A 24,658-nucleotide genomic window follows, 5' to 3' on the forward strand; every position below is an offset into this window, starting at 1 on the left:
CACGGGGATCAGTGGATCAGCCCGCGTTTTTTGTTGTAGGCCTGGCCGATGGTGTCGAGCAGTTCGTTGAGCGGTGCCGGCTTCATGACGTAATCGAAGGCACCGAGTTGCATCCCCTTGAGGCCGAACTCCACCGAGGCGTGGCCGGTCAGCATGATGACCTCGGTCTCGGGTTTGAGCTTCTTGATATGCCGCAGGGTTTCGATGCCGTCCATGTCCGGCATCTTGACATCCAGGACAATGACGTCGAAATCCTTGTCCTTGAGCACCTCCAGAGCCTTGACGCCGCTGGCGGCGCCTTCCGACTGAATCTTCCGCGCATTCAGCCGCTTGACTATGGTCTCCCGGAAATCGTCCTCGTCGTCAACAATCAACACCCGCAATGTATCCATCGTCTCCCTTCAATGTTTGGGCAAAAGAATGGTGAAGACCGTTCCCTTGCCTACCTTGCTCTGTACTTTCATCTTGCCGCCCAATTTCTCGATGATGCTGTAGGAAATCGACAGGCCGAGACCCGTCCCCTTGCCGACCTCCTTGGTCGTGAAGAACGGATCAAAAATCTTGTTCAGATCGTTCTCGGCAATGCCCTTGCCGGTGTCGGCGACGTTGATCTCCACCTCGCTGGTTTTTTCGTGGTAGCGGCTGGACACCGTCACGGTGCCATCATGGCCGATGGCATCGATGGCATTGTTGAGCAGATTGAGCACCACCTGCTGGATCTGGGACAAATCGCTGGTGATCACCGGCACGTTGTCCTCGTATTGCTTGTCGATCCGGATGTTGACGTAGCGGGCCTCGTTTTCCAGGAAGCCGGCGGTCTCGTCGAGCAGTTTGTTGACGTCGATCTTTTCCTTGGCCGGTTCCATCCGGCGGGCAAACCCAAGCAGGTTGTGGATGATTTTCCGCGCCCGGGCGACATGTTGCTCGATCTTGTCGACCGATTCGTTGAACTCGGCGAAATTCGGGCTGCCGGCAATGTCTTCCTCGGCCAGGAGATCCTTCAGCCAGCCGGCCTTCTCGGCAATGGATGCCAGCGGGTTGTTGACCTCGTGGGCGATGCCGGCCGCCATCTTGGAGAGCGCGATCATCTTGTTCGCCTGGAGGAGCATGTCGGAATTGGTGTCGTTTTCCCGATCCGTTTCCTTGATCCGGTTGATCAGGGCATTTGTGAACAGGGCGGCTCCGGTGGCGATGATCGCCAAGCCGGCCGCGGTGAGCAGCAGCATCCAGTGCTGCCCCTTGACCAGCGGCGAGAGGATTTCATCGGGATTTTCCTTGATGACCAGAATCCATTTGGTGCTGTCGATGGGCACGGCGGCAAAGAAGGCATCCATGCCGCTGTAGGTCACCCGTTCCAGCTTGGTGGCCACCGCCGCGCTGTAGTCGGGGTAGGGATGGGATTTCAACGAATCCGACATGTATTCCGGAAATGCCGGAACTTCGAGGAAGTTGCCGCCAAACCGGGGGCGGGTTTGGAGCACGTTTTTCTTATTGACGATAAACGCGTCGCTCAAGGTGCCGGACCAGGCCTTTTGCACGATATCGTCGATATTTTTCAGGTTGATGGTCACCCGGAGGATCCAGGTGGTGTTCTTTTCGCGGACCATGACCGCGATGATGAAATGCGGCACCTTGCGAAAACCCATGAAGATGTCGCTGATGTACAGACCGTTGGCCTTGACCGCGTTGAACCAGAATTCGTTCTTGTAGTTGACCTGCTTGAGCATCTCGTAATACGGGCCCACGTAGGCGAGGTGCCGGCCTTCGCTGTCGATGACGCCGATATCCATGTAGGAATCGGACTTGGCATGCATGATTTCGAAGATCCGGTTGAGGTACCCCTCGTCGGTCATCTGCTGGAAGGTATTGGTATTGGCGATGGTATAGAGCTGGGCGATGCGCTCCCTGAAGAAGAGATCGATGGAGTCCCGGCGGTTCTCGACTTCGCTGCGCAGGCTGTCCATGACCTTTTCGGTATAGATCCTGTCGAACAGTTTATAGAGGGAATAGTTGACGATGAGCAGCGGGATAACGGAAAAGCCGATGATGGCCAGGCAGTGCTGCCACCAAAGTTTGCGATAATTTCGTTCCATGGCGGTCTTGTTGTGCCGATTCCGGTCAGATTGCGCAGGCGGTCTGGTCGGTAGGAGGAAAGAGGGAACGGGACCCATGGGGTCCGTTCATGTATGCTCCAGAGCCATTATTTGTTATCCTCCTGTAATCACTACAAAGCATGCCGGAGGTTGTCAATGACTTTTCCTGAAGGGCAAGGGCCTTACTCTGTCGCGGCCGCGATGGCCTCGGGGAAGGCGCAGGCCACGTCACCCAAGCGGACGAGTTCGGGAGAGTCGTCGACCACCATCAGCACCTCGCCGTTCTCGCAGCGGACGATCTGGGCCGAGCAGAGGCGCTCGCCGGTGGCGCGGTAGACGGCTCCTTCCATGCCGGGGCGCAGGAGATCGCCGCAGGGGAGTTCGCTGGTGATTTCCGTTTTCTGCCCGGTCCGCCGCAACTTATAGATCTCGCCGCAGTTATGGAGCTTGAGGTGGCGTGCCCACAGTCTGCCGAAAAGAAAGTTGGCGCCGGTGGACAAAAGACCGCCGATCGCCAAGGCCACGGCGAACAGGTAGGGGCTCAGCCCGGTCTTCCGGGTGAGAAAGGAGGCGGAGTGGGCGGCCAGCGTTTCCTGATCGGGCCAGATCCGCACGTGAAAGACCAAGCTCGGGTTTTGTTTCTCCCCGAATCGATCCTTGACGATGATGACATAATCGCCTTCCCGGGCCTCGGGGGCAATCACGATATGGCCGCGCCACATGCTGCCGCCGAGCCAGTAGCCGGTAAACACGGTTTCGGGCGAAAGCCGGATCGAACCGTCTTGCGGTTGGCCTTCGATGACGAAATCCTTGATCGCATCGGTGCGCGGGGGCATGGGGCCGCTGATCTGGTAGCGGGTGTCCGGAATGAGCTCGACGATCCCGCGGGAGCCGCCGAAACCGCCGACCAGGGCATCGGTCAAGGCCAGCATGGCCCCGACCAGGAGCACCATGGCCAATACGCCGGTGCGTTTTTGCCAGAGAACGTACCGGGCGCCTGCGATCATATCAGGGCCGGCCGGCGCTTGCCAAGCAGACGTTTGCCGATGAAGCCGAGGAAAAAGGTGGGGGCGAGCAGGAGGAAAAGGGTCTTGAAGAAAGTGGGGGTGAAATCGTCCGGGAAGAGCGAGGCCCGGTACATGGCGATAAACAGGGCGGTGAGCACCAAGATGTTGACGCTTAGGACCAGCAGTTTGTGCAGTAAAAAGAACTTGTATTCCGACATGGTCTGCCTCCACGAAAGCCGCGGGCGAAGCACGCTTCGCCCGCGGGTACTGGTAATGCTCGATGTTGAAGCGTTATCTCTTGAAAATATCGGTCTTGGAAATGTTCATGAAGCGCAGGGACTGGCCGGGGGTCCTGTAGGTCAGCCGCACTTCGTCGCCAGCGTCCCAGGTGCTTTCCGGGTAGCCGATGTACTCATCCGGTACCGAGAAGGTGCACAGCATTCTTTGGCGGCCGGAATAGATGGTCACGCTCTTCTTGTCCTTGTCGACAACCGGGAATTTCTTGGCCTTTTTGGCGTCCTTGTCATAAACCAACGGGTGTTCCTTGCCGATCGACTGCTGCAGGTCAACGATCGTGATCGGTATGTTTAACATCTTTTGCGTCTTGGTGTCGAATATGACGATGACTTTTTTCTCGGTGTCCAGTTTCATCCGCTGGCCGGGTTTCGGTTCGGGACCGGTCTCCGCGGGATCGGTCGGCAGTTTGAACACCGAAGGCGGCAGGACGTCATAGACCGGTTTCTGGGGATCCATGGCGCTGTCGTGGATCAGGGTCACTTCCCTGGTGTCCTTGTTGAAAGCGATGGTCCGCCCCTGTTCGACCTTGGGGTAATCTTCCTTGTTGCACCCCGAAATCGAGACGACCAACGAGGCGGCGGCCAGCGAAAGCAATATGTTTGTCCATTTCATAAGTAGGTTCTCCTTTGTCCAATCACGCGGTTAGGCGCTTTGTTGCTTGCGGCGCAATTCTTCTTTCACTCCGGCAACCATCCGTACGAAGATGTACAGCGACATCAGGCTGACCAGACCGAGAACCAGCACGGTCGACGAGACGTCGAGAGCGGCCTTGTACTGCGGCACCCACGGCTGGACCAGCTTCATGAGGATGGAGAGCGCGCAGCCGACGACCGCGAGACCGAAAGCGATACGAATGCCGTAACCTTTGATGTATTTGGTTGCAACCGCGCCAACCTGGGCGCCAACTGCCGCGCCGACCAGCATGATCATGGCGGCGACCAGTTCGGTACGTCCCTTGTAGGTGTAGGTCAGGGCGCCGTACAGACCGGAGATGGCGACTTCAAACAGGTCGGTGCCGACAGCGACGTGGGTCGGGCAGCCAACCATATAAATCAATGCGGGCATGCGGATCAAACCGCCGCCGATACCGAGGATACCAGCCAGCCAACCGGTCAGGAAGCTGACGAAAATGGGCAGCCAGGCGGAGCAGTAGATGCCGGCTTCATTGAAGTGGATCATCGGGGGGATTTTGATTTTGTGCAGCGTCTTGTGCCACTCGACGCCGGTGGCGCCGGCTTCCAGTTTCTCGCCCATGGCTGCGGCGGCCTTTTCCTTGGCTCTCCGCTTGGCGACATCGTGGAAGACCATCCAGGCGATCAGGGCCAGGAGGGCGATATAGAGCCAGCGTACGACCTTTTCAACCGAGCCGATTCGCTCAAGCCACATGACCATCTGGGCGCCGACCTCGAAGCCGATGACCGTGCCCGCCAGCATGATAAGGCCCAATTTGTAGTCGACGTTGCCGAATTTGCCGTGGCGCATTGTTGAAATCAGCGATTTACCCGCCATGTGGGCGATGTCGGTACCGATGGCAAACGCCATGGGGAAACCGAGGATGTTGAGGCCGGGGGTCACCATCCAGGCGCCGCCCATGCCGAAAAAACCACCAATGATACCGACGCCGACGCCGAGAATGATCAGGCCGGGCCAGAAAATTTTAACGCCCGCAATGGGCATGAGGATATACAGCCATTCCATGTGTCGCTCCTTTGTCGAGGATTAATGTTCAGCCAGCTCGCGGGATTTCAGGTCGATGCCGATCCAGTTCATGACCACGTCCGCCAGGACGCCGAAAATGACGCCGGTGACCGGGATGATGATGATGGTCAGGACGGCGAACTGCACATGGCTCTCGTTGTAGAGATTGGCCCACCAAGCCATGACGCCGTCAAGTTTGCGGGTGTCCGCCACAATGACGATGGGGGCGCCACCGCCTCCCGCTGCCAGAGACAGGCTGGGAGCGAACAAAATCAGGCCCAGGACTGTCCACCATAACCTCTGTAAACGTTGTTTCATCTTCTTCCTCCTCAGGGTGTTCTTTGTCGTGGTCTACGGATACCAAATTCCGGTTCGGTCCGAATCGAGCAATCCGCGATGAGAACGCAAGTAAGATCTGAGCGCGGCAGAGGGAGATTCTGGGCGCTCAGATCAGCCGGCTGCACACAACGGGGGAGAGCGGTTCCCGGAGAGTGAACGAGCTGCCTGGCCTAAACCAAAAGCCATGCCACCCGAGACGAAAAAAAATTGATGCTTATGTTCAGCTAGTTAGATAAACGAATTGCGCCTTTGCGCTTTTATTGCTAAATGTTTAGGCAAAAGGGAATTGTCAAGCGCAAGGTGTCGCAAGGAGAAAAAACATGCGGTATTCGCATCCACCGCTTCTGCACCCCGTCATTCGGGTGGAAAAGTCCATTTTTTCCTGGAGCATCGGCAAGTTTCTGGTGTTTATCGGCATGCTGCTGATGGGAGCCATCCTGACCACCATGGTCATGCTCGTCTATAAAACCGTCGCCGAGTATCTGGACCAGGCCTATTCCCGCAATGCACAACTCCGGGCCATGGCCCAGGCCCACGAGATCAACCAACTGCTGGTCGCGGCCCGCTATGAGTTGGATTTTCTGTCGCGGCTGCCGCTCACCCAAGAAGCGATGATGCATCATTGGGAAGACACGGCGCCGCAGGTACGCAACCGTTACCGTGAAATCGCTTTTCAAGGATTGGCGGCGGACGAGCATTTTGTGTTGCTGAACACTGGCACCGAAGTCGTCAACGTGCCGATCGATCAAGCCATGGGAGGAAAATTCGGAATTTTTTTGAGCCAGAACAACATGGTCGGAAGACAACCCGGCCAGATTCAGATCAGCGATCCCCTTGAAGTAGTGTATACTTCCGTGCCCGTACACGGAGCGACCAATGCGTTCAATATTTATGTCATCCGCCTGACCACGGGCGTGTATGGCGAGAATAACCAGTACAAGGGCCAGTTGACCCTTTCAGTCGACCTGTTGAGCTTGCGCGATATCATCTCCCTGCACACATCCAACCACTCTCCACTTTTCCTGTATCCGCAGGAAAGTGAACAAAAGAAGACATTTTTTTTCGATTCGGCTGGCTGGCTGCTCTTTCAATCCGAATCGCCCGATCATCCCAAAGAAGAGTTGTCGGTCGATCAGTTGCGCATGGGGGTCCCCGGCGATGTCGGCCGCCCAGGTTTCACCACCGCCTTTCGTCCCGGATCGGGCCATGACCGGTATTGGGCCATGGTGGCTGACGTGCAAGGCGGGAAGACGGGGCAATTTCTCGTGTCCCGGCCGTTTCTGGTACCCGCCTCCGGCGACCGCACCCTGTATCTCAGCTACGTCCCCATCACTTTTTTCGAAAGTCCCGATACCCAACGGATCGTCGGCGGTATCGGCTGCGTGGATGCTAGTTTTGTCTTCATGGCCTCGACCTACCGAATCGCCGGGACCCTGGCGATTTGCCTGCTCGTTGCCCTGATTCTGGTGTTTCTGGCCATGTACTTCATCGGCAGCTGCTTCAGACGCCAGTTGCTGCAGTTGCGCGATGCGGTTGAGGCCCGGGTGGGCAGCGATGATGCCCCTCCCTTGACACTGGAGCCCCTTTTTGACGAAATCAATTTATTTCAGCGAGCTATCAATATTTTACTGACCCAGTTGCGCATTGCGCGAAACGATTCTTTGTTGCACGAAGGATTTCTGGAGGATGACCGCGCCCGGCAACCTGTCGATCTTGACAAGGAAATCCGCATGAATCCGCTGCTCGACGCCCGCCTGCTGGCCTCGCCCCTGCACGGCATTATCGGCGGCGGCAGGGCCACGCACAATTTGCGCCAGCAAATTCACAAGGCTTCGCAGGTGCTCGCCGATGTCTTGATTGTCGGTGAAACCGGTACCGGTAAGGAACTGACGGCAGAGGCCATCCACCTGGTCAGCCATCGGGTGCAGGGCCCTTTCATTTCCATCAACTGTGGGGCATTGGACGAAAATCTGCTGATGGATGCGCTGTTCGGTCATGTCAAGGGAGCGTTTACCGAGGCCCATTCCGACCGGAAAGGCGCATTTGTGGCGGCTTCGGGAGGCACCCTGCTCCTTGATGAAATCGGTAACGCCTCAGCCCGGGTTCAACAGGTGTTGTTGCGGGCCTTGTCGGTCAGGCGCATCCGGCCACTCGGGTCTGACAAGGATATCGCTTTTGATGTCCGAATCGTGGCGGCAACCAATGTCGATCTGCTGAATTTGGCGGTGGCGGGTTCCTTTCGCGAGGACCTCTATTATCGCCTGGCGGTCATCACCATCAACACCCCGCCGTTGCGCGACCGCAAAGAGGACATCCCGGTCCTGGTCAAGGCCTTTCTGGAAGAAAATGCGAGTGCTACCGGATCGAAACCGGTGCAAGTCAGCCGAGGGGCGCTGGAAAAGCTGATGCGATACGATTGGCCTGGCAATATTCGAGAATTGCGCAACTGTATTACCCGTTCGCTGGCTTTTGCCGAGGGTGATTTGCTTCTTGCCGAGCATGTTCTTTTCGACGAGCGCACCGCCGAGGGCATCGCCGAAGACGAACCGCTATTGGCATTGGGTCCCGTACTGCCCGCCTTGCCTCAGCCTGCCCTGCCGGTAAGCCAGCCTGCGGCTTTCCCGGAAGGATCAATGGCCGCCGATGCCTTGGTCGAAGAGATTGCACATCTGCTCAACCATCGCCAGCGCAAGGCCTGGCCGGTGATTGTCCGCGGTGGCATGATCACGCGCAACGAATACCAGGCGGTCGTGGGCGAGTCCATATCCGTGCGCACCGCCCAGTATGATTTGCATGATCTGGTCGCCAAGGGGCTGTTGAGAAAATTCGGCCGGGGCCCATCTTCGCGCTATCTGGTCAGCCGGACTTAGGCCATGTCGGCCGGGGCGCCCTGCTCCAGCGGGCCAAGGTGACGCACGCATCGCCCGGGTGAGGTATCGGGATCGACGGACCTCTTCTTTTTTGCTCAGTAGATGACAAAGATGGCCCGGCAACCTCCGGTGACCCAGATGCCTCCTCGGTTCCACCCCCAATTCCTTCCCAGTTGGCAAGGGGATTTGGAAAGCTGGCGTTCTATCTCTACTTGCGCGTTGCCCAGCGGAATGCGGCAAAATGTCTGGCGATCACCCCAGGATTCGCACTTGATGGTGCCATGGGGCGCGTTGCCGCGATAATGGTCCCGCCGGTCATAGCGGTTGTCGGGAGGGGGGCCGCCCCAATACGGTTCGGCCGCGTAGGAGTTTATTTCAAATCTGGCCCGGCAACCTTTGCTGACCCATACGCCCCAGCGATCGTATCCCCAGTTGTCTTCCTCTCGGCAGCGCGTTTTGCTGAGTTGCTGGACCAAGCGCACTCCGCCACGGACATCGGCCCGGCAGTAGCGCGGCTGGTCGTCGAAGGATTCACAGGTAATGATTCGTGCTTGGCTTGGGGCAGCTTCAAAGAGCAACAGGGTGCCGGCCAAAACGGACAGAACGGCGATGCGGGGCAGGGGTAACGGCATGATCATTCTCCCTATCGAACGGAAATCCTATCGGGTTGTGGGTCTGGGTATCCATTCGGTAAGGATGAATCAATTGAGAAAAATTATGCAAGGCAAATCGATTACTCCGTCAACGCCGAAGATTCGCCGATGAATTTTTGGGCTTCATCCAGGTCGGATTGGGTAAGCCCGAGCTGCCTGGCCTCCGGGGTCGCAAGAATATCGTCAAAAAGGTTGACGACAATCATGCCGATCCCCATTTCATGGCAAATGTAATTAGCCATCCTGACGAGCACGAGCAAATAATTTTCCTCGTCGATTTTTTTCAGATGGTGATCTCTTGCTATCACCGAATAAAGAGCGGGCAGCCCCAAATGGGTAATAAGCTGGTAGCCTTGCTTTTCGTGCAACAGGTCCATCAAATTATAGATCGATTCGTCGGGCACCTTGATGGACTTGTTCTTGAGTTTCTTGTCGGAAATTATTTTCAAGATCAGCAGCTTTCCGATGTCATGAAACAATCCCCCGAAAAACGCTTCTTTTTGCATCACGCCGAAATCGAATTTATTCGATAGCCAGGCGGCAAGCAATGCGCAGCCGATGGAATGCTGCCAGAGCTTCTTCATGATGACGTTGATCTGTCTGTCTTTCGAGGTGAAGGATCGTCTGCTGATTTCGGTTGCGATCAATTTTGAAATCTCTGTCAAACCGATTCGTGAGATCGCATGTTGAACGGATGTTATTTCGACCAATCCGCAATAGCCCGCTGAATTGACGATTTTAAGGAGATTGCACGAAAGTGCCTGGTCAGATTGAATGAGATTTCTGATGGTTTTCAAGTTGGGCTCTTTCTTGGTCAGCTCAATTTGAATCCTCAGGGAAACGCTGTCGAAAATGGGCAATCTTAGCTTCTCGGACTCGATTGCATTTTTCAATGTGTCGAAAATTGTATCTTTTTTGTCCATGAATTCTTCGACTGACAGGCTCGTTGTTTGTCTCGATCGATTGTTGCGGTCCCAAATTGCCGGGTTGGCACGGTAAGGAAAGATCGGCAGCCAACCTTTTGCAATGATGCCCTTTTAACAGGATAAGCCTTTTGCTTTCCGATACGCTGGATTTACAAAAATACTTAATGATATCAAAAGAAAAGACTTGAATAAAGCATACCCAAAACTATCAGGAGCAACAAGAGGCAAAGCGACCGCAGAACCGAATTTCTTCCTTTCTGGAGGAGTTCGAAATCGGCACCCTGCTGGATGCCAGCGGTATTTGCAAAGTGCAAAAGGGAAAACCTTTGTCCATGAAGCGGTCGAACTGTTCGCCCGGGTGCATGACCACAACGCCGACCGGAGTTTGAGTTCACCTTGATGCAGGAGAATCGAAGGGGCGTCCACCGAATGGCGCTTCTGGGTGTGCGCCAGATGGGCCGCCACCTGGTCTTTCTGGGCCAAAGTCGGCAAGAAACGTTTCGGTCACCTGGTGAGGCTGGCGGAACTCCTGGCGGGTATACCAGAAGCCGAAAATCCGCGTACCGGACCCGGCATACAACACTATTCCTACCTGTTGCGCAGCTTGATCATCGACAGGAGCAACCAGGTCTGGTGCGCGAAGGTGAGAAACCTGATTGTCGCTCAGGAATTGAGGAACTTCGGCTCATGGAGCAATCAACCACCATCGGCACATTGCACATCAAAATCGACATGATAATGTTCATCGTGCCGCACCCATGGCTTTTTTACGGAAAAGCGCATCAATGTCGGTAGCTTTTTACCTGTAGGACTTGCAAAAAGCATTTCTTGAAAAGAATTGTCAAATATGATGACGCTAATACCGACTTCTTGCGTATCGGCTGCTTGTTTCAAAGCAAGCAGATGCCTCGCCATTGCCTCAAAATCAATGGTCATGTCTTCGTATCGAGCATTCCTGTCAAACTCGATATTGTAACCAAATTTATTCCAAGGGCCCACTGGCAATTTGACCGAAACACCAGCTGGATTGACAACAGGCACGAAGAAATCCACCGACAAGCCATTGGCATGTGTCTTGTGAGGCCTGAAACGGCCGCCATCTTCCAATCCGGTCTCGCCATAAACGAAAATCTTTCCCGGAGCTGAGGATTCAAGCGTTTTATAAGCATTCACTACAATTGCATAAACCTTGCTGTGAACGTAATTGCGGCCGAGAAATACGCCCAAGGAGCTATAGGCTTCGAAATTTTTTCCTGACGACGGCAACTGCCAGGCATTTTCCAGGCGACCATCCTTGGTGGTGCCGTAACAGGTACTGGGAGTTTCTTCTGCATATGCCCATTGACAGCACGAAAGAGCCAAGAGTATGGCGGTGAATTCTCTCTTCATTTTTTTGCAAACGTCTGATTTAACCGATGACCATTCAAATTCAGCCGATTGATCCCGGAGGGTATTATTTCTTGAGATTGCTCCTCACTGCGTTCGTCGAAACGACAAACAAAGGATGCCCGGGACAAGGATAACGCTGGCCACATGGTCATCTCGAACACAGTGAGAGATCTCGTTTGACCAACCGGCTTTCCGGCGCGTGAAGAACGCCGCCGATTGCCGGCAAGCGTGCTTGGCTTGGGTTCGATGGTAATCAGATTGATTTAAGCCGTGCCACGAAGCGGCCTCTCGCTGAAGGAACACCCGCCCGCTTCCTGTGCGTGCGCACAACCTCCCCTTGCACGCGCGCATTGCCCTGGCATCGCTCCCGGTGCCTGGATCGCAATGCTGGCCGCGACCCGCGCCCACTCCGGGCTGCCGAACCCGTCCGGTCGAGTATCTTTTTGCAGGTTTTCGTGGAGCACGGCGGGAACGTCGTCTGGTTACGAAAACAAGCTTGGTCGGTCGGGTGCAAGCAGCAGGAAAACAAGCGAGGCCAGATAGCAACAATGCCTACGATTACCCTTGATGCGTGACCAATCGCGTGTCTACCGCATCGATCCGAGGAAAGCAATCCGGTAGTTGTACCCTTGGTCACCACCGGTAAACAGCGGCATCTCACGAAAAGTCGGCCACCGTCTCCGGACAGGCAATACTCTCGTGGTCACCACGATTAGCGGAGATTTTCCTTTTCTTCAGCAACAGGAGCATTGAGCGGCGTCGGGATACCGACCGTCATCTGGGCACCGGCCCTGTCGAAAGCACCGCACCCTTACGGTCCGCGATCACAGCATCTTGAGTAACCAGTACCCGAGGTGCAGGGCCAGCAGGGCATAGAACCCGGCGACCACATCGTCGAGCATGACGCCCAAGCCGCCGTGCAGATGGCGATCGATCCAGCCCGCGGGGAAGGGTTTGAGAATATCGAACAAACGGAAAAGGAGAAAGCCGGCCACTGGAGCGGCGGGGTGCGGGGGGGCGAAACAAAGGGTGATCAGTTGGCCGACGATCTCGTCGATAACCACGATGGAAGGGTCGGGCCGGTCGACGATTTTCTCCGCCGCCCCGGCCCCGAAGACGCCGAGAACGAACAGTACCGCCACCGCGACGAGATAAGAGATCGCCTCCAGGCGGGAGAGCCCGAGCCAAAGCAGGACACCGACCGCCGAGCCCCAGGTGCCCGGCGCCACGGGCAGATACCCGCTACCGGCCCCGGTGGCGATGAACATCAGCACCCGATCCATCAGGCAGTCGCCTCGACGGCTGAAGACATGGAGGTTAGCCGCCTCAATTGGCGGGAACAAGCCGGCGGCGGTTCGGCCTGTTCCCGACCGCCATCCACCAAAACAACGAGACGCTTCATGGTTCGTCCTTGCGGTGCAGCGGGTGGCGGCCGACTGCGGCATACACCGTCTGCAGGGGCACACCGTGGCGCTCTGCCACCTCCCGGCACACCTCGTATTCCGGGGCGACAACCTCGCCAGCCGGGGTGGCGATTTGCTTTGCCGCCAGCTCGCCCCAAGGGGTGGAAACGGTAATCGTTTTCCGGGGCAGGGTGATCCGCTCCTCCCGGCGTAGTCGCAGGCCGATGGTGCTGGTCTCGCTGAACAGCGTCGTGGCGACGGCCAACCGGGTGGCCGGCTCCGCGATCACCCGCAGCAGGAAGCCGGGCCGTCCCTTTTTCATCTGAATCGGAATCAGGCAGACGTCGAGGGCACCGGCAGCCAGCAGCCGTTCGCTGGCAAGGGGCCAGAATTCGGGATTCCAGTCGTCGAGATGGGTCTCGATCACCTCGACCGTCCGGGCTTCGGTCGCCTCGACCGACTCGCCGAGCATCAGGCGGAGCAGGTTGGGGCGGCCGTCGTGCCGCACCAGGGAACCCGCTCCATAGCCGGTCCGGGCAAGCCGCATCGGCGGCATCGGCCCGAAATCGCGCGCCAACTCGCGCACCAAGGCTGCCCCGGTAGGGGTGACCAGTTCCTGATCGAGATGCTCGCCGCACACCGGCACTCCGGCCAAAAGCCGACAGACCGCCGGTCCGGGCAGAGGAATTTCGCCATGATCGCAGGCCACCCAACCCCGTGCCAAGGGCAAGGGCGAGCAGACCAGCCGCTCGACGCCGAGGAAGGCCAACCCGGCCACGGTGCCGACAATGTCGACGATGGCATCCACTGCCCCGACCTCGTGGAAGTGGACGGTATCGACCGCGGTGCCATGGACCGCCGCTTCGGCCTCGGCCAGGCGGGTGAACACCGCCAGGGCCGTGTCCCGCACCGACGGCGGCACGGTGGCGGCCGCGAGCAGATCGGCGATGTCGGCCAGATGACGATGCTCGTGGCGCTGTTCGTGTTGGTGCTCGCGGTGCTGGTGTCCATGGTGATGTCCGCCGCAGGCCACCGTGACCTTGGTGGCGGCAAAGCCCTGCACCACCTTGCGCTCCACCGCGAGCTCGACCCCGGAAAGCCGCAACCCGGCCACGACCTGGCGAAGATAATCCGCCGGCACGCCGGTGTCGATCAGCGCCCCGAGCAGCATGTCGCCGCTGACGCCGGAAAAACAGTCGAGATAGGCCGTTTGCATCAGGTGATCGGAGTATTGGGGAGAATGCGGAGGCCACGCAGGCAGGAGGCGGCATCCATCCGCTTCTTGCCCTCCGGCTGGATTTCCCGGATAAGCAGGCAGTCGTCGCCGGTGGCCACCAGCAGGCCCTGGCCGTCGGCCCGACAGATGGCGCCGGGCGGGCTGCCAGCGCGGATTGGCACGACTTCGGGAGAGAAAAAACGAAACCGCTTGCCGTCGATGAAGCCGTAGGCCGAGGGCCAGGGGTCGAGCCCCCGGATCAGGTCGTGGAGGCGGCGGGCCGGCAGGGTCCAGTCGAGGTGCCCCATTTCCTTCTTGAGCATCGGCGCGTGGCTGGCCAAATCGTGCGCCTGCGGCCGCGCGGCCAGGGTGCCTTGTTTGAGGCGGGCAACGGCGTTGCCCAGCACTTCCCCGCCCAGCAGGGCCAGGCGGCCGAACAACTCGCCTGCCGTTTCCTGCCGGCCAATGGGGACAGCGACGGTCAGCAGGATGTCGCCGGTGTCCATGCCCGCGTCCATCTGCATGATGGTGATACCGGTCTCGGCCTCGCCGTTGATCACCGCCCACTGAATCGGGGCCGCGCCCCGGTATTTGGGCAGCAGCGAGCCGTGAACGTTGATCGCGCCCAGACGCGGCAGGTCGAGCAGAGACTGGGGCAGGATTTTGCCGTAGGCGGCCACCACCAGCAGATCCGGCGCCAGGGCCTGCATTTCCTCCAAAAAGGAGGCTGTACGCACCGACTCGGGCTGCAGCACCGGAATACGGTGCCGTTCGGCCAGGACCTTGACCGGCGGCGGACTCACCTTCTTGCCCCGGCCCCGTTCCCGGTCGGGCTGGCAGACCACGGCCACCACCTCTTCCGGACCGTCGAGCAGGGCCTGAAGCGCAGGCACGGCGAAATCCGGCGTGCCCATGAAGACGATCCGCAAGGAAGCGCTCATTCCTGTTCCTGGAGGATTCGCTTGAGTTTCTTCTTGTACAGTGCGCGTTTGAGCGAACTCAGCCGGTCGATGAACAGGGTGCCGCGCAGGTGGTCGACCTCGTGCTGGATGATGCGGGCATAGCGGTCTTCGGCGTCGAATTCCAAGGGATTGCCTTCCACGTCCCGGGCAGTGACGTGGATCTTGCGGAACCGCTCGACCTTGGCATAGCACTCGATCACGCTCAGGCAGCCTTCCTCGTCGGTGACGCTGCCCTCGCCGTCGCTGATCTCCGGATTGACCAAGGTAATATAGGTACGTTCGTTTTCGACGGTGGAGCGGTCGACCACCACCACCTGCCGGGCAACGCCGATCTGGTTGGCCGCCAGGCCGACGCCGGGGGCCTGGTACATGGTTTCCGCCATGTCCTCGACCAGGGTTTTGAGCTCCTGGTCGAAAACGGTGATGGGTTCCGCTTCCTGGCGCAGGACCGGATGCGGATAGGTGACGATCGTTCGTAGGGCCATAATTGTCGGTGTTCCTGGCGCCGGGGCGCCGTCATGATGCTGAGGCATCGAGGTATGTAATCAGTTTGCGGGCCAAAGTAAAGGTATCTACGGCTTGTTGGGCGGATTTTGCGCGGTGGCCGCTTGTTTTTCGGCTTTTTTTTGTGTAGGGTGCGGGCCATTGTGAATGGATGCGAGATGATTGAACAAGATGCCCTGGCACCTGGGCGCACCCTGCTGCGACAGCCGGTTCTGCCTCTGGTGACCATTGTCCAGTTCCTGTATTTGACCGGCGACTTCGACTCGGTGGCCGAGGTGATCGGCCAGCTGACCGAAGAGATCGAAACCCCCTTTGCCCGGTACCCGCATCCGGCCGCCGACCTGGACCCGTACACCGATCTGCTTGCACCGCTGGAAACATTCAAGGCCGGAATGCCGGTGTCGGCCGAGGTAGTCGACGCCGACGATCGACCGGTGGATCCCATGACCGCAACCGCGGCCCTGGTGGCCCAACAGGTCCTCACCCGCGAGCTGGAGCGGATCAACAGCCTGCTCTGCGCGCCCTGCGGCTGCACGCTCTGCTGCGTCGGCCCGGAGGCGGCCATGGCCCACGGCTATTTCGAAATTCCGCTGCGATCCGAGGAAACCGGCCTGTTTCCGGTGACGCGGGTCGAATCCGAAACAACGAGAACGCGCCGGCCGGACGACGAGCCGCCGCTTCGGCTGGATGGGCGGGACTTCTTCGACCGGACCGCGCCGGTGCTGATCCGCTGGCAGCCCGGCTGGAGCCTGATCCTGCCCCGGGAAAGCCGCTGCCCCAACCTGGAGGCGCCCTCCGGCCACTGCCGGATCTATGGCGACCGGCCCCAGGTCTGCCGCCGGCCGCAGATTTTCCCCTATGTGCTGGAGCCGACAACCCTCGGGGACCGGCCGGTACTCCGCCTGCGCCAAACCCTGCTGGCCGTAGTGGACTGCCCCTATGTGCGCCGGCTCCGGGAGGACATCGCGGCCTTTGCCGCTGCCTGCGAACTGGACATGATCTTCCGGCACAACAAAGCCTGATTTTTCCGACCAACCCCTGTCGTTCAACAAAGGAACACCATGCTTTTCACCGCACCCGCGTGCATCCTCGGCTCGTACCTGATCGGAGCCATCCCCTTCGGCCTGCTGTTGTCCCGGAGCAGCGGCATCGACATCCGCACCCAGGGCAGCAGGAACATCGGCGCCACCAACGTGGCCCGCCTGCTCGGCAAGAAAATGGGCACCCTGACCCTGGTGTGCGACATGCTCAAGGGCTTCCTGCCGATGTTTATCGTCTCCCTGCTGTTGCGCGCCGATCCCAACCGCGACTTGTTGATCGCCCTCTGCGGCGCGGCCACGGTGCTCGGCCACATGTTCCCGGTCTACCTGCGCTTCAAGGGCGGCAAGGGCGTGGCCACCGCGTTGGGCGCCTTTCTTTACCTGGCGCCGCCGGCGGCACTGAGCTGTTTGCTGGTCTTCCTGGCCTGCGTGATTTTGTCGGGCTATGTCTCGCTCGGCTCGCTCCTCGGCTCGGCCTCGATCCTGGTGGTGCTGCTGGTGCTCCAGGTCCCGGCATGGAAATTCTGGCTGGCGGCCTTCATTGTCCTGCTGATCTGGATCAAGCATTCCCAGAACATCGGCCGTTTGCTCGACGGCACCGAGAAAAGCTGGCAGAAAAAGGACCGCGCATGAATGCCAGGGAGTGGCAGGCCATCGAGCAGGCCAGGGAGGTGCTGCGGCTCCCGGAACGGGCGAGTTTGGCCGAGATCAAGCGCAACTACCGCCGGCTGAGCAAGCAGCACCATCCGGATGCCGCCGAAAGCGGCTCGGCGGACAGTGGCGGACAGATGTACCGGATCACCGCGGCCTACGAGTTGCTGATGCGGTATTGCAACGAATACCGCTTTCCCCTGAAACGGGAGGAAGCCGAAGATGCCGGGCTCGACCCGTACGACCCCGAGGACTGGTGGCAGGCCCGGTTCGGGCCGGATCCGTTGTGGGGCAACCGCAAACCCAAAGGACGATGAGTCCCTGCGTCGCCGAATCGTCCGTCATGCGAATCGTTTTTTAGCCATGCCGCTCGGACCGGGTGTCCCGGCACGGCCAGCCACAAGGAGAATGGAATGCGAATTCCTCAATTAATCGAAAAAAGCGGTCCCTTTGTCTCCCTGGAATTCTTCCCGCCAAAAAAACAGGAGGAATGGCCGGATTTCCTGGCAACGGCCAAGGAACTCGCCCGGCTGCGGCCGCTGTTCGTGTCGGTGACCTACGGTGCCGGCGGCTCCACCCAGTCCAATACCCTGGAGATCTGCGAGAAGCTGATCGACACCTGCAGCTTCGAGGTCATGCCGCATCTCACCGGAGTGACGGCCAACCAGGAGAAGATCGACGGTTTTCTCGAGGCGATCCGCGCCCTGGGGATCGATAATGTCCTGGCCTTGCGCGGCGACCGCCCCGGCGGCTACACCGGCACCGATGCCGAACTGTTCGCGGCCTTTCCCCATGCCGCGGACCTGGTGGCCCATATCCGCGCCCGCCATCCGGACCTGGCCATCGGGGTGGCCGGATTTCCCGAAGCCCACGCCGAAGCGCCTTCCTTTGCCGCCGACCTGGAGGTGATGCGGCGCAAGGTGGAGTGCGGCGCCAATTTCGTCATCACCCAGTTGTATTTCGACAACCGGGTCTACTTCGACTATGTCGAACGCCTGCACGCCCGGGGCGTGACGGTGCCGGTGGTGCCGGGCATCTTGCCCATCCGCAACCTGGCCTCCCTGCGTTTTGTCCTGGAGATGTGCAACGCCCGCATTCCCGGCCGCCTGATCAATGCCCTGACCAAGGCCCACGAGCAGGGCGGTGCCGGCGCGGTGTACGAGATCGGCATGGCCTATGCGCGGGAGCAGGTCAAGGGCCTGCTCGACGGCGGTGCCCCCGGCGTCCATCTCTACACCCTCAACAAGGCCGACATGTGCCTGGCGGTTCTGGACGGCCTCCTGTAACCCTTCATTTCCTGCACAAGCCCTGGAGGCGACTCGATCCTTCCCCCCTGTTCAACCGGCGGTTTCAACCTTTTTCCGGACCAATAAATTCCTTGTGATTCTCGGCCGGCGCAATATATTGCCCGCACCAAATGCCCGGGCGCGTCGAAACGCACCGGGCCGATACTTCATTCCTACAGAGGCACGATGAGCGACTCAGACGGCAGCCACAGTTGCTGGTCAACGGATCAGGAACACGAACAGTTGCAACAACCCGAACACCCTGGATCGCGGTGCGCAAGCGGCGCGGCGGGTAGATTGGACAGTCGGCGCTCCGTACCCCTTTAGCCGTCGGTTCACTTCCGGCCGCCCCTCGATCGCCGCGGCCCCAACGGAGGTGAACCATGCGCATTCCCATCTTTCTTTTCATCGCATCCATCCGCCATCCCTTCTTGTGTGGACCAAGGCGCCGGCCTTGCCCCCTTTCCGCCCATTCTTCGCCCCTGTCATGTGATCGGCTGCGCGCGTTTTGACGGGAGGTGCAAGCATGAACCTCTTCCGTTCTTTTTCCTCCGCCGCATCGCCGGCAAAAAACAAGTTTGCCCGTCAACAGGAGAACGAACAGCACCTGCTGGCCAACTGCATCGCCCCCTTGGCAGCCATGGCGGCCGACCTGGGCGTCCGTTACCAGGGATTGACCGGCAAAGAGGCCGAGCAGCGTCTGGACCGCTTCGGCCCGAACGAATTGATCCGCAGCCAGCGGCTGAACGCGGTCGTTGATCTCGGCCACCGGCTGAAAAGTCCGCTGGTGATCCAGCTGCTGGTGATCGCCCTGGTATCGGCCCTGATCGGCGAGGCCAAGTCGTCGATCATTGTCGGAGCGATGGTCGCGCTCAGCGTCGGCCTCTCCTTCGCCCTCGACCGCCGGTCCGGCAACGCAGTCGAGACCCTGGGCAAGCGGGTCCAGTCGAGAACCTTTGTCCTGCGGGACGGGGAAGAGGCCGAAATCAAGATGTCGGAAGTCGTACCCGGCGACATCGTGCTGCTCCAGGCTGGTTCCATCGTGCCGGCGGACCTGCGCCTGATCGCGGCCAAGGATTTTTTTGTCAGCGAATCCGCGCTCACTGGCGAATCCATGCCGGTGGAAAAGACCAGCCTGGCGCCGGCCGTGGCGCCGGCCACGGTCCTGGAGTTGCCCAACGCCTGCTTTCTCGGCTCCTCGGTGATCAGCGGCACGGCCCGCGGTGTGGTGGTCAACACCGGTGCTCGCACCGTGTTCGGCGCCATTGCCGAACGTCTGGCCGACACTGGCAAGGAGACCAATTTCGACATCGGCGTCCGGTCTTTCACCTGGCTGATGATCCGCTTCATGCTGCTGTTGGTCTGCGCGGTATTCTTCATTGTGGGGATGACCAAGGGCAACTGGCTCGAGGCCCTGCTGTTCGGCCTGTCGGTCGCCGTGGGCCTGACCCCGGAAATGCTGCCGATGATCGTGACCGTCAACCTGGCCAAGGGCGCCCTGACCATGGCCAAGAAGAAGGTGATCGTCAAGCGCCTGCCCTCCATCCAGAATTTCGGCGCCATCGACATCCTCTGCACCGACAAGACCGGGACACTCACCCAGGACAAGGTCGTGTTGGAGCGCCATGTGGACATCGTGGGCCACACCAGCGAGGAGGTGCTCAACTACGCCTTCCTCAACAGCTATTTCCAGACCGGGCTGCGCAATCTGATCGACCGAGCCGTGATCGAATTCGCCGATCTCGAGGTCGACGCCAACTACCGCCTGGTGGACGAACTGCCCTTCGATTTCCAGCGCCGCCGCATGTCGGTGGTGGTGGAATACGAGGGCGACCACGTACTGATCTGCAAGGGCGCGGTCGAGGAAATCTATTCCTGCTGCAGCCATTACCAGATCAACGAGGAGATTTATCCCTTGATCGACCTGCTCCGGGCCGATCTGTTCGAGGAGGTCGACAAGCTCAACGCCGAGGGCTTTCGGGTGCTCGGCATTGCCTACCGCGACTTTTCCGCGGAAAAATCCGTGTTTGCGGTCGGGGACGAAAGCCGGCTGGTCCTTCTGGGCTACATCGCCTTTTTCGATCCACCCAAGGTCTCGGCCACCGAGGCCCTTGAAATCCTGCCCAAGGCCGGGGTGACCGTGAAGGTGCTCACCGGGGACAACGGCCTGATCACCCGGACGGTTTGCCGCAACGTCGGCCTGCCCGTGCGGCGGATGATCTCCGGCGCCGAGTTGGCCGCGCTCGATCAGCCGCGATTTTCCCAAGCCGTACGGGAATGCAACGTGTTCGTCAAGCTCACCCCCACTCAGAAGGAGCAGATTGTCCGCGAGCTCCGCCGCTGCGGCCATGTGGTCGGGTTCATGGGCGACGGCATCAACGATGCCCCGGCCCTGAAAGCGGCCGATGTCGGCATTTCGGTGGACTCCGGCGTCGACGTTGCCAAGGAGGCCGCCGACATCGTCCTGCTGGAGAAGAGCCTGCTGGTCCTGGAAGAGGGCATCATGGAAGGTCGACGGGTTTTTGCCAATATCATCAAATATATCCGCATGGGATCCAGCTCCAACTTCGGCAATATGTTCAGCGTGGTCGGCGCCAGCTACCTGCTCCCTTTCCTGCCGATGCTGCCGGTGCAGATCCTGGCCAACAACCTGCTCTACGACTTCTCCCAAACCGGCATCCCGGCCGATTCGGTCGACGAGGAGCAGATCGCCCAACCGTTGAAGTGGAATATCGACCATATCAAGCGGTTCATGGTGTGGATCGGCCCGATCAGCTCGCTATTCGATTACGCCACCTTTGCCCTGATGTGGTTCGTGTTCGATTGCTCCAAATACCTTGCGCCCGGCACCTCGCCGGCGCAGCAGGAGCAATGGGCGCGGCTGTTCCAGACAGGATGGTTCGTCGAGTCACTGCTGACCCAGACCCTGATCGTCCACATCATTCGCACCCGCCGCATCCCCTTTTTCCAGAGCAGCGCCTCCCTGCCCATGACCATGACCACCCTGGCGGTGATGGCGGTCGGGGCGTGGCTCCCCTATTCCCCCTGTGCCGACGCTCTCGGCCTGGTGGCCCTGCCCCCGGCGTATTGGGCCTGGATCGCCGCGTTCCTGGTCGGCTACGGCGTCCTGACCCACGGGCTCAAAACCTGGTTCATCCATCGGTACGGAGGCAATTGATCATGGAACTCCTGCTCGATGCCCTTCAGGAAGGGCGACTGTTCGAACTGCCCGAAAACGACAAAACCCATGCCTTGCAGTTTTTGGCGCATGTCATCGAGGCGTTTCCCGAAATTCCGGCCGGCACGGAAATCGTCGAGCTGGTCATGGCCCGGGAACAGGCCACCAATACCGGCATCGGCCGGGGCTGGGCCAGTCCGCATGCGGGCGTACCCTTTGACGGCGACCTGGTCTGCGTGGTCGGCTGGAGCCCGGCCGGGATCGCCTACGGCACCAAGGACCGGCAACCGGTCCGGCTGGTGGCGATGTACTTGGTGCCGACCAATCAGCGCAGCCATTACCTGCGCGAAGTCTCCATCATGGCCAAGGCGGTGGAGAGCTTTCCCGACAACGGCAGGCTGGAATCGGCCCGGGACCTGAACGATGTCCGCAACTATCTGCTCGACCTGATCGCGGCGGCCAAGGAAACCGCTGTTCCGGACACCAGGGCGAGGATGATCCGGCTGCAGGCCAAACCGGCTGTCGGACAGCCGGTCCTGACGGATCTTTCCAACCTGGTGGTGGAGCCGGTTGCCCTGGTCAGCGGTGCGGGCCTGCGGCAGTTCGCGCTGAGCCAGAATGCCGAGCTGACCCTCATGCTTGACCAGGCCGACGGACTGATCGACAAGCTCGAGGCCGACGGGTTCTGCCAGGTCAAGGGTTGGCGGGTCCTGCGCCGCAACACCGTGGCCTACGAGGGAGGACGAATCGTCCACAAATGTTTGGCCATTCGTATTCTGTCGGAAAAAACACAGCGAAATCGTGACATTTGATCAATAAATGGCTATGTATGGCTCGCACGCACAGCCCTTGTCCCCATGCCGGCCCCTTGCGTCCGGGTTGTCCGCATGGAGGGCGCGGTACTTTCCGGGAAACCGGTGTGCATTCTCTTTTTTTGTCCGTTGACGACTGCGGAAAAAGAACGAAAATGGAAAAAGACAGCAGTGATCTCCGCGTCCCGAAAGCCGGTCCGGGCTCCGGGACGCGTGGGGCGAATGACCGGGTTAAAATGGAACGAACGGGGCCACGCGGCGCCGACCGGACGGTCTGTTCGCCTTTGGCACTTTTTCCCGGTACGTGAGCGAGGTTGGCCCCGATTGCCATATATGCCTCTTGAGCAGACACAAGCACCTTCAAAAATAAAACGCATCGTCCGCCTGGTGTGGAAGTTCGTGGTCGGGCTGTTCGTATGCGGCTCCATCTGGCTCCTGTTCAACAAGCTGCAGGTCGAGGTTGCAAGCGATCCGGCCACCAAGGCCCTGCTGGACAACGGCGGCATCTGGAGCGACATCAAGGTAATCGCCGCCGCCATCGCCTCCTATGTGATCGATGTGCCGATCAAATCCCATCTTTTCGCCGGCCTGTCCGCCTTGGCCGCTTACCTGGCCTTGGCGTGGTACGACCGGATCGCCCTGATGCACCTCAACCGGCTCAAGGGCATCTCCTGGCCTTATGTCGCCATCTGTTCGTTCGTGACCTATGCGCTCGGCCACAACCTGGGGGCCTCGATCCTCTCCGGCGGCATCGTCCGTCTGCGGGCCTATTGCGCCAAGGGACTCAAGGCCACCGAAGTCGCGGCGCTGGTCGCCATGTGTTCGTTTACCTTCCTGTTCGGCAGCCTGCTGCTCCTAGGGGTGGTGCTGGTGTTCGAACCGGAAATCGTGCTTTCGCTCTCCGACCTCATTCCCCGGATGACTCTGCCGGTCTGGCTGGTCCAGGCAGCGGGCATTTTCCTGCTGATTTTGTGCACCCTGTATGTCGTGGGATCGTGGCGGACTTACAAACCCTTCCGCGTGGGCACGCTGGATATCGTCTACCCCCGGCTCGGCATCGTGGGCAGGCAATTGCTCGCGGCCCCGCTGGAAATCATGTCGGCGGCCGGCATCATCTACTTTGTTTTGCCCGAAGCCAGCAATCCGGGCTACTTCGTGGTGTTGGGGGCGTTCATTCTGTCCTTTTCCGCCGGTCTCGTTTCCCAGGCGCCGGGTGGTCTCGGGGTGATGGAAGCTGTCTTCCTGGCCATCATCGACACGGTCCCGCCCACCGGGGTGATCGCGGCCCTGCTCATCTGGCGCCTGCTTTATCTCATGTTGCCGCTTGCCCTGTCCATCCCGGTCATTTTGATCTTCGAACGTTCGCAGGCCTCCAAATACTGCCTGCTCCGGGAGGATGAAAACTAGGGAGAGGGGCCTGTTTTTTCCCCGCAATTCGGCACGGCCGGGAGAAAACCGTGCACCGGCCTTGCCCACGCGGTACAAGAAGGGTATCGGTGGAGAAATGTTTGATTACCGGGCGGTTACGGATAACGGGAGTGCGGTGGAACGAACGCTTTGAACTGGCGGGCTGCAGCGGGGAGACCGATGGCAGGCTCAAATGTTGCGTTCGATTGATGGCAAGGGGCGAAGGGTTCTCCGCACCGACTTACTGAAAATGCTTTTCCCAGGGCGATTAGCCACTTAGCAGTCGTATATTCTTTCGATGGGGCCTCACATAAAAGGCAAAATAAAAAAAACTCTGAGCAGCCTTGCCGGACAAAGCGCCCAGAGCCTCTTTCCTGATCTTTTTCAAAACGAATCAGCGAAGGCGGAGTCTTCCACGGTCATCGTTCCGCCGCCACCGGATATGAACTGGTTGGCGCACGCGGACTTTGGCGAGCAGCAGAAGCGTGCCGACAGCGCCCCTCCCGCGCTGCTCGCCCTCGGTGGGAAGCCCCAACAGGAGTTGATAGCGCAAAAACTGGCTCGGATGGGATACGTCGTAACAACGGCGAGCTCGACCGCGCAGGCCCTCGAACGACTGAGTGCGAACAAATACCGCCTGGTTTTCTGCGGCGCGGATGCGGCCTTCGAGGAGGTACTCCGGTTCGTCAACCGGCTAACGACCGACCAGCGGAGACACATTTATTTCGTGCTGGTAGGTGCTGATCTGCACACCTTTTACGATCTGGAAGCATTAGCTCTCAGCGCCAATCTGGTCATCAACACCCGCGATCTTCCCTCCCTCGAATTGATCCTGATCAAAGGACTTCGCGATTACGAACAGCTCTTTCGTCCCCTGCTCGATATCCTCGGATCCACTCCATAGTCAAGAACGGCGGGCGATCCGTT

Annotated in this window: 23 protein-coding genes; 9 read left to right on the top strand and 14 right to left on the bottom strand. The window is 59.4% G+C overall.

All coding sequences use genetic code 11. The features are described from left to right. Positions 1-8 precede the first annotated feature (8 nt). The 7 genes from RMR13_RS07515 to RMR13_RS07545 all read right to left on the bottom strand — a co-directional run bounded on the left by RMR13_RS07515 (position 9) and on the right by RMR13_RS07545 (position 5,413). Entirely contained in the window at positions 9-392 is a 384-nt protein-coding gene (locus RMR13_RS07515; RefSeq protein WP_309413239.1) for a response regulator, read from the bottom strand. A 9-nt stretch (positions 393-401) separates the two neighbouring features. After that, positions 402-2,093, bottom strand: a complete 1,692-nt coding sequence (locus RMR13_RS07520) for an ATP-binding protein (RefSeq protein WP_310600024.1) — start codon at positions 2,091-2,093, stop codon at positions 402-404. A gap of 182 nt (positions 2,094-2,275) precedes the next feature. Further along, on the bottom strand, positions 2,276-3,100 hold the full coding sequence (locus tag RMR13_RS07525) for a hypothetical protein (protein ID WP_310600025.1): 825 nt from the start codon (positions 3,098-3,100) through the stop codon (positions 2,276-2,278). Then, positions 3,097-3,318, bottom strand: a complete 222-nt coding sequence (locus tag RMR13_RS07530) for a hypothetical protein (protein WP_310600026.1) — start codon at positions 3,316-3,318, stop codon at positions 3,097-3,099. The genes RMR13_RS07525 and RMR13_RS07530 overlap by 4 nt, the downstream gene beginning before the upstream one ends. A 73-nt stretch (positions 3,319-3,391) precedes the next feature. Further along, complete coding sequence (locus RMR13_RS07535) at positions 3,392-4,009, bottom strand: DUF4881 domain-containing protein (RefSeq protein ID WP_310600027.1); 618 nt, start codon at positions 4,007-4,009, stop codon at positions 3,392-3,394. A gap of 30 nt (positions 4,010-4,039) precedes the next feature. Further along, positions 4,040-5,095: a sulfite exporter TauE/SafE family protein gene (locus RMR13_RS07540; protein WP_310600028.1), complete on the bottom strand. Its 1,056-nt coding sequence runs from the start codon at positions 5,093-5,095 to the stop codon at positions 4,040-4,042. A 21-nt stretch (positions 5,096-5,116) separates the two neighbouring features. Further along, positions 5,117-5,413, bottom strand: coding sequence for a DVU0150 family protein (locus tag RMR13_RS07545; RefSeq protein ID WP_309413233.1), 297 nt, complete (start codon positions 5,411-5,413; stop codon positions 5,117-5,119). A gap of 341 nt (positions 5,414-5,754) precedes the next feature. Here RMR13_RS07545 and RMR13_RS07550 point away from each other — a divergent pair, with 341 nt between their 5' ends. Then, entirely contained in the window at positions 5,755-8,304 is a 2,550-nt protein-coding gene (locus RMR13_RS07550) for a sigma 54-interacting transcriptional regulator (RefSeq protein ID WP_310600029.1), read from the top strand. A gap of 95 nt (positions 8,305-8,399) precedes the next feature. On the opposite strand, the gene RMR13_RS07555 is transcribed toward RMR13_RS07550, so the two are convergent. From RMR13_RS07555 to def, 7 genes are all read right to left on the bottom strand, one after another. Next, entirely contained in the window at positions 8,400-8,936 is a 537-nt protein-coding gene (locus tag RMR13_RS07555; RefSeq protein WP_310600030.1) for a DUF3011 domain-containing protein, read from the bottom strand. Positions 8,937-9,037: 101 nt separating this feature from the next. Further along, positions 9,038-9,880 carry an HDOD domain-containing protein gene (locus RMR13_RS07560; protein WP_310600031.1) on the bottom strand — a complete coding sequence of 281 codons (843 nt, stop codon included), beginning with the start codon at positions 9,878-9,880 and terminating at the stop codon, positions 9,038-9,040. A gap of 699 nt (positions 9,881-10,579) precedes the next feature. After that, a complete protein-coding gene (locus RMR13_RS07565) occupies positions 10,580-11,272 on the bottom strand; it encodes a penicillin-insensitive murein endopeptidase (RefSeq protein ID WP_310600032.1) in 693 nt (230 codons plus the stop codon). Between the two features lie 824 nt (positions 11,273-12,096). Then, positions 12,097-12,555 carry a phosphatidylglycerophosphatase A gene (locus RMR13_RS07570; protein WP_310600033.1) on the bottom strand — a complete coding sequence of 153 codons (459 nt, stop codon included), beginning with the start codon at positions 12,553-12,555 and terminating at the stop codon, positions 12,097-12,099. A gap of 115 nt (positions 12,556-12,670) precedes the next feature. After that, positions 12,671-13,891 (bottom strand): nickel pincer cofactor biosynthesis protein LarC, encoded by a 1,221-nt coding sequence (larC, locus tag RMR13_RS07575; protein WP_310600034.1) that lies wholly within the window; start codon positions 13,889-13,891, stop codon positions 12,671-12,673. After that, the gene (gene fmt / locus RMR13_RS07580) at positions 13,891-14,832 is read right to left on the bottom strand and encodes a methionyl-tRNA formyltransferase (RefSeq protein ID WP_310600035.1); all 942 of its coding nucleotides are present in this window, start codon (positions 14,830-14,832) and stop codon (positions 13,891-13,893) included. The genes larC and fmt overlap by 1 nt, the downstream gene beginning before the upstream one ends. Further along, a complete protein-coding gene (def, locus tag RMR13_RS07585) occupies positions 14,829-15,338 on the bottom strand; it encodes a peptide deformylase (protein WP_310600036.1) in 510 nt (169 codons plus the stop codon). The genes fmt and def overlap by 4 nt, the downstream gene beginning before the upstream one ends. Positions 15,339-15,515: 177 nt before the next feature. On the opposite strand from def, the gene RMR13_RS07590 reads away from it, so the two are divergent. From RMR13_RS07590 to RMR13_RS07625, 8 genes are all read left to right on the top strand, one after another. Next, positions 15,516-16,379, top strand: coding sequence for a YkgJ family cysteine cluster protein (locus RMR13_RS07590; protein WP_310600037.1), 864 nt, complete (start codon positions 15,516-15,518; stop codon positions 16,377-16,379). Between the two features lie 39 nt (positions 16,380-16,418). Further along, positions 16,419-17,030 carry a glycerol-3-phosphate 1-O-acyltransferase PlsY gene (plsY, locus tag RMR13_RS07595; protein WP_310600038.1) on the top strand — a complete coding sequence of 204 codons (612 nt, stop codon included), beginning with the start codon at positions 16,419-16,421 and terminating at the stop codon, positions 17,028-17,030. Further along, positions 17,027-17,365, top strand: coding sequence for a J domain-containing protein (locus RMR13_RS07600; RefSeq protein ID WP_310600039.1), 339 nt, complete (start codon positions 17,027-17,029; stop codon positions 17,363-17,365). The genes plsY and RMR13_RS07600 overlap by 4 nt, the downstream gene beginning before the upstream one ends. 96 nt (positions 17,366-17,461) lie before the next feature. Beyond that, positions 17,462-18,334 (top strand): methylenetetrahydrofolate reductase, encoded by an 873-nt coding sequence (locus RMR13_RS07605; RefSeq protein WP_310600040.1) that lies wholly within the window; start codon positions 17,462-17,464, stop codon positions 18,332-18,334. 526 nt (positions 18,335-18,860) lie between these two features. Next, positions 18,861-21,512, top strand: a complete 2,652-nt coding sequence (gene mgtA / locus RMR13_RS07610) for a magnesium-translocating P-type ATPase (protein ID WP_310600041.1) — start codon at positions 18,861-18,863, stop codon at positions 21,510-21,512. A 2-nt stretch (positions 21,513-21,514) separates the two neighbouring features. Beyond that, positions 21,515-22,324, top strand: a complete 810-nt coding sequence (locus RMR13_RS07615; protein ID WP_310600042.1) for a PTS sugar transporter subunit IIA — start codon at positions 21,515-21,517, stop codon at positions 22,322-22,324. Between the two features lie 333 nt (positions 22,325-22,657). Then, a complete protein-coding gene (locus RMR13_RS07620) occupies positions 22,658-23,731 on the top strand; it encodes a YbhN family protein (RefSeq protein ID WP_310600043.1) in 1,074 nt (357 codons plus the stop codon). Between the two features lie 298 nt (positions 23,732-24,029). Beyond that, positions 24,030-24,635, top strand: a complete 606-nt coding sequence (locus RMR13_RS07625; RefSeq protein WP_310600044.1) for a hypothetical protein — start codon at positions 24,030-24,032, stop codon at positions 24,633-24,635. The last annotated feature ends 23 nt before the right edge of the window (positions 24,636-24,658 follow it).

Origin of the sequence: Desulfobulbus sp., from assembly GCF_031547805.1 — a bacterium.
In the GTDB taxonomy this organism is placed as follows: Bacteria; Desulfobacterota; Desulfobulbia; order Desulfobulbales; family Desulfobulbaceae; genus Desulfobulbus.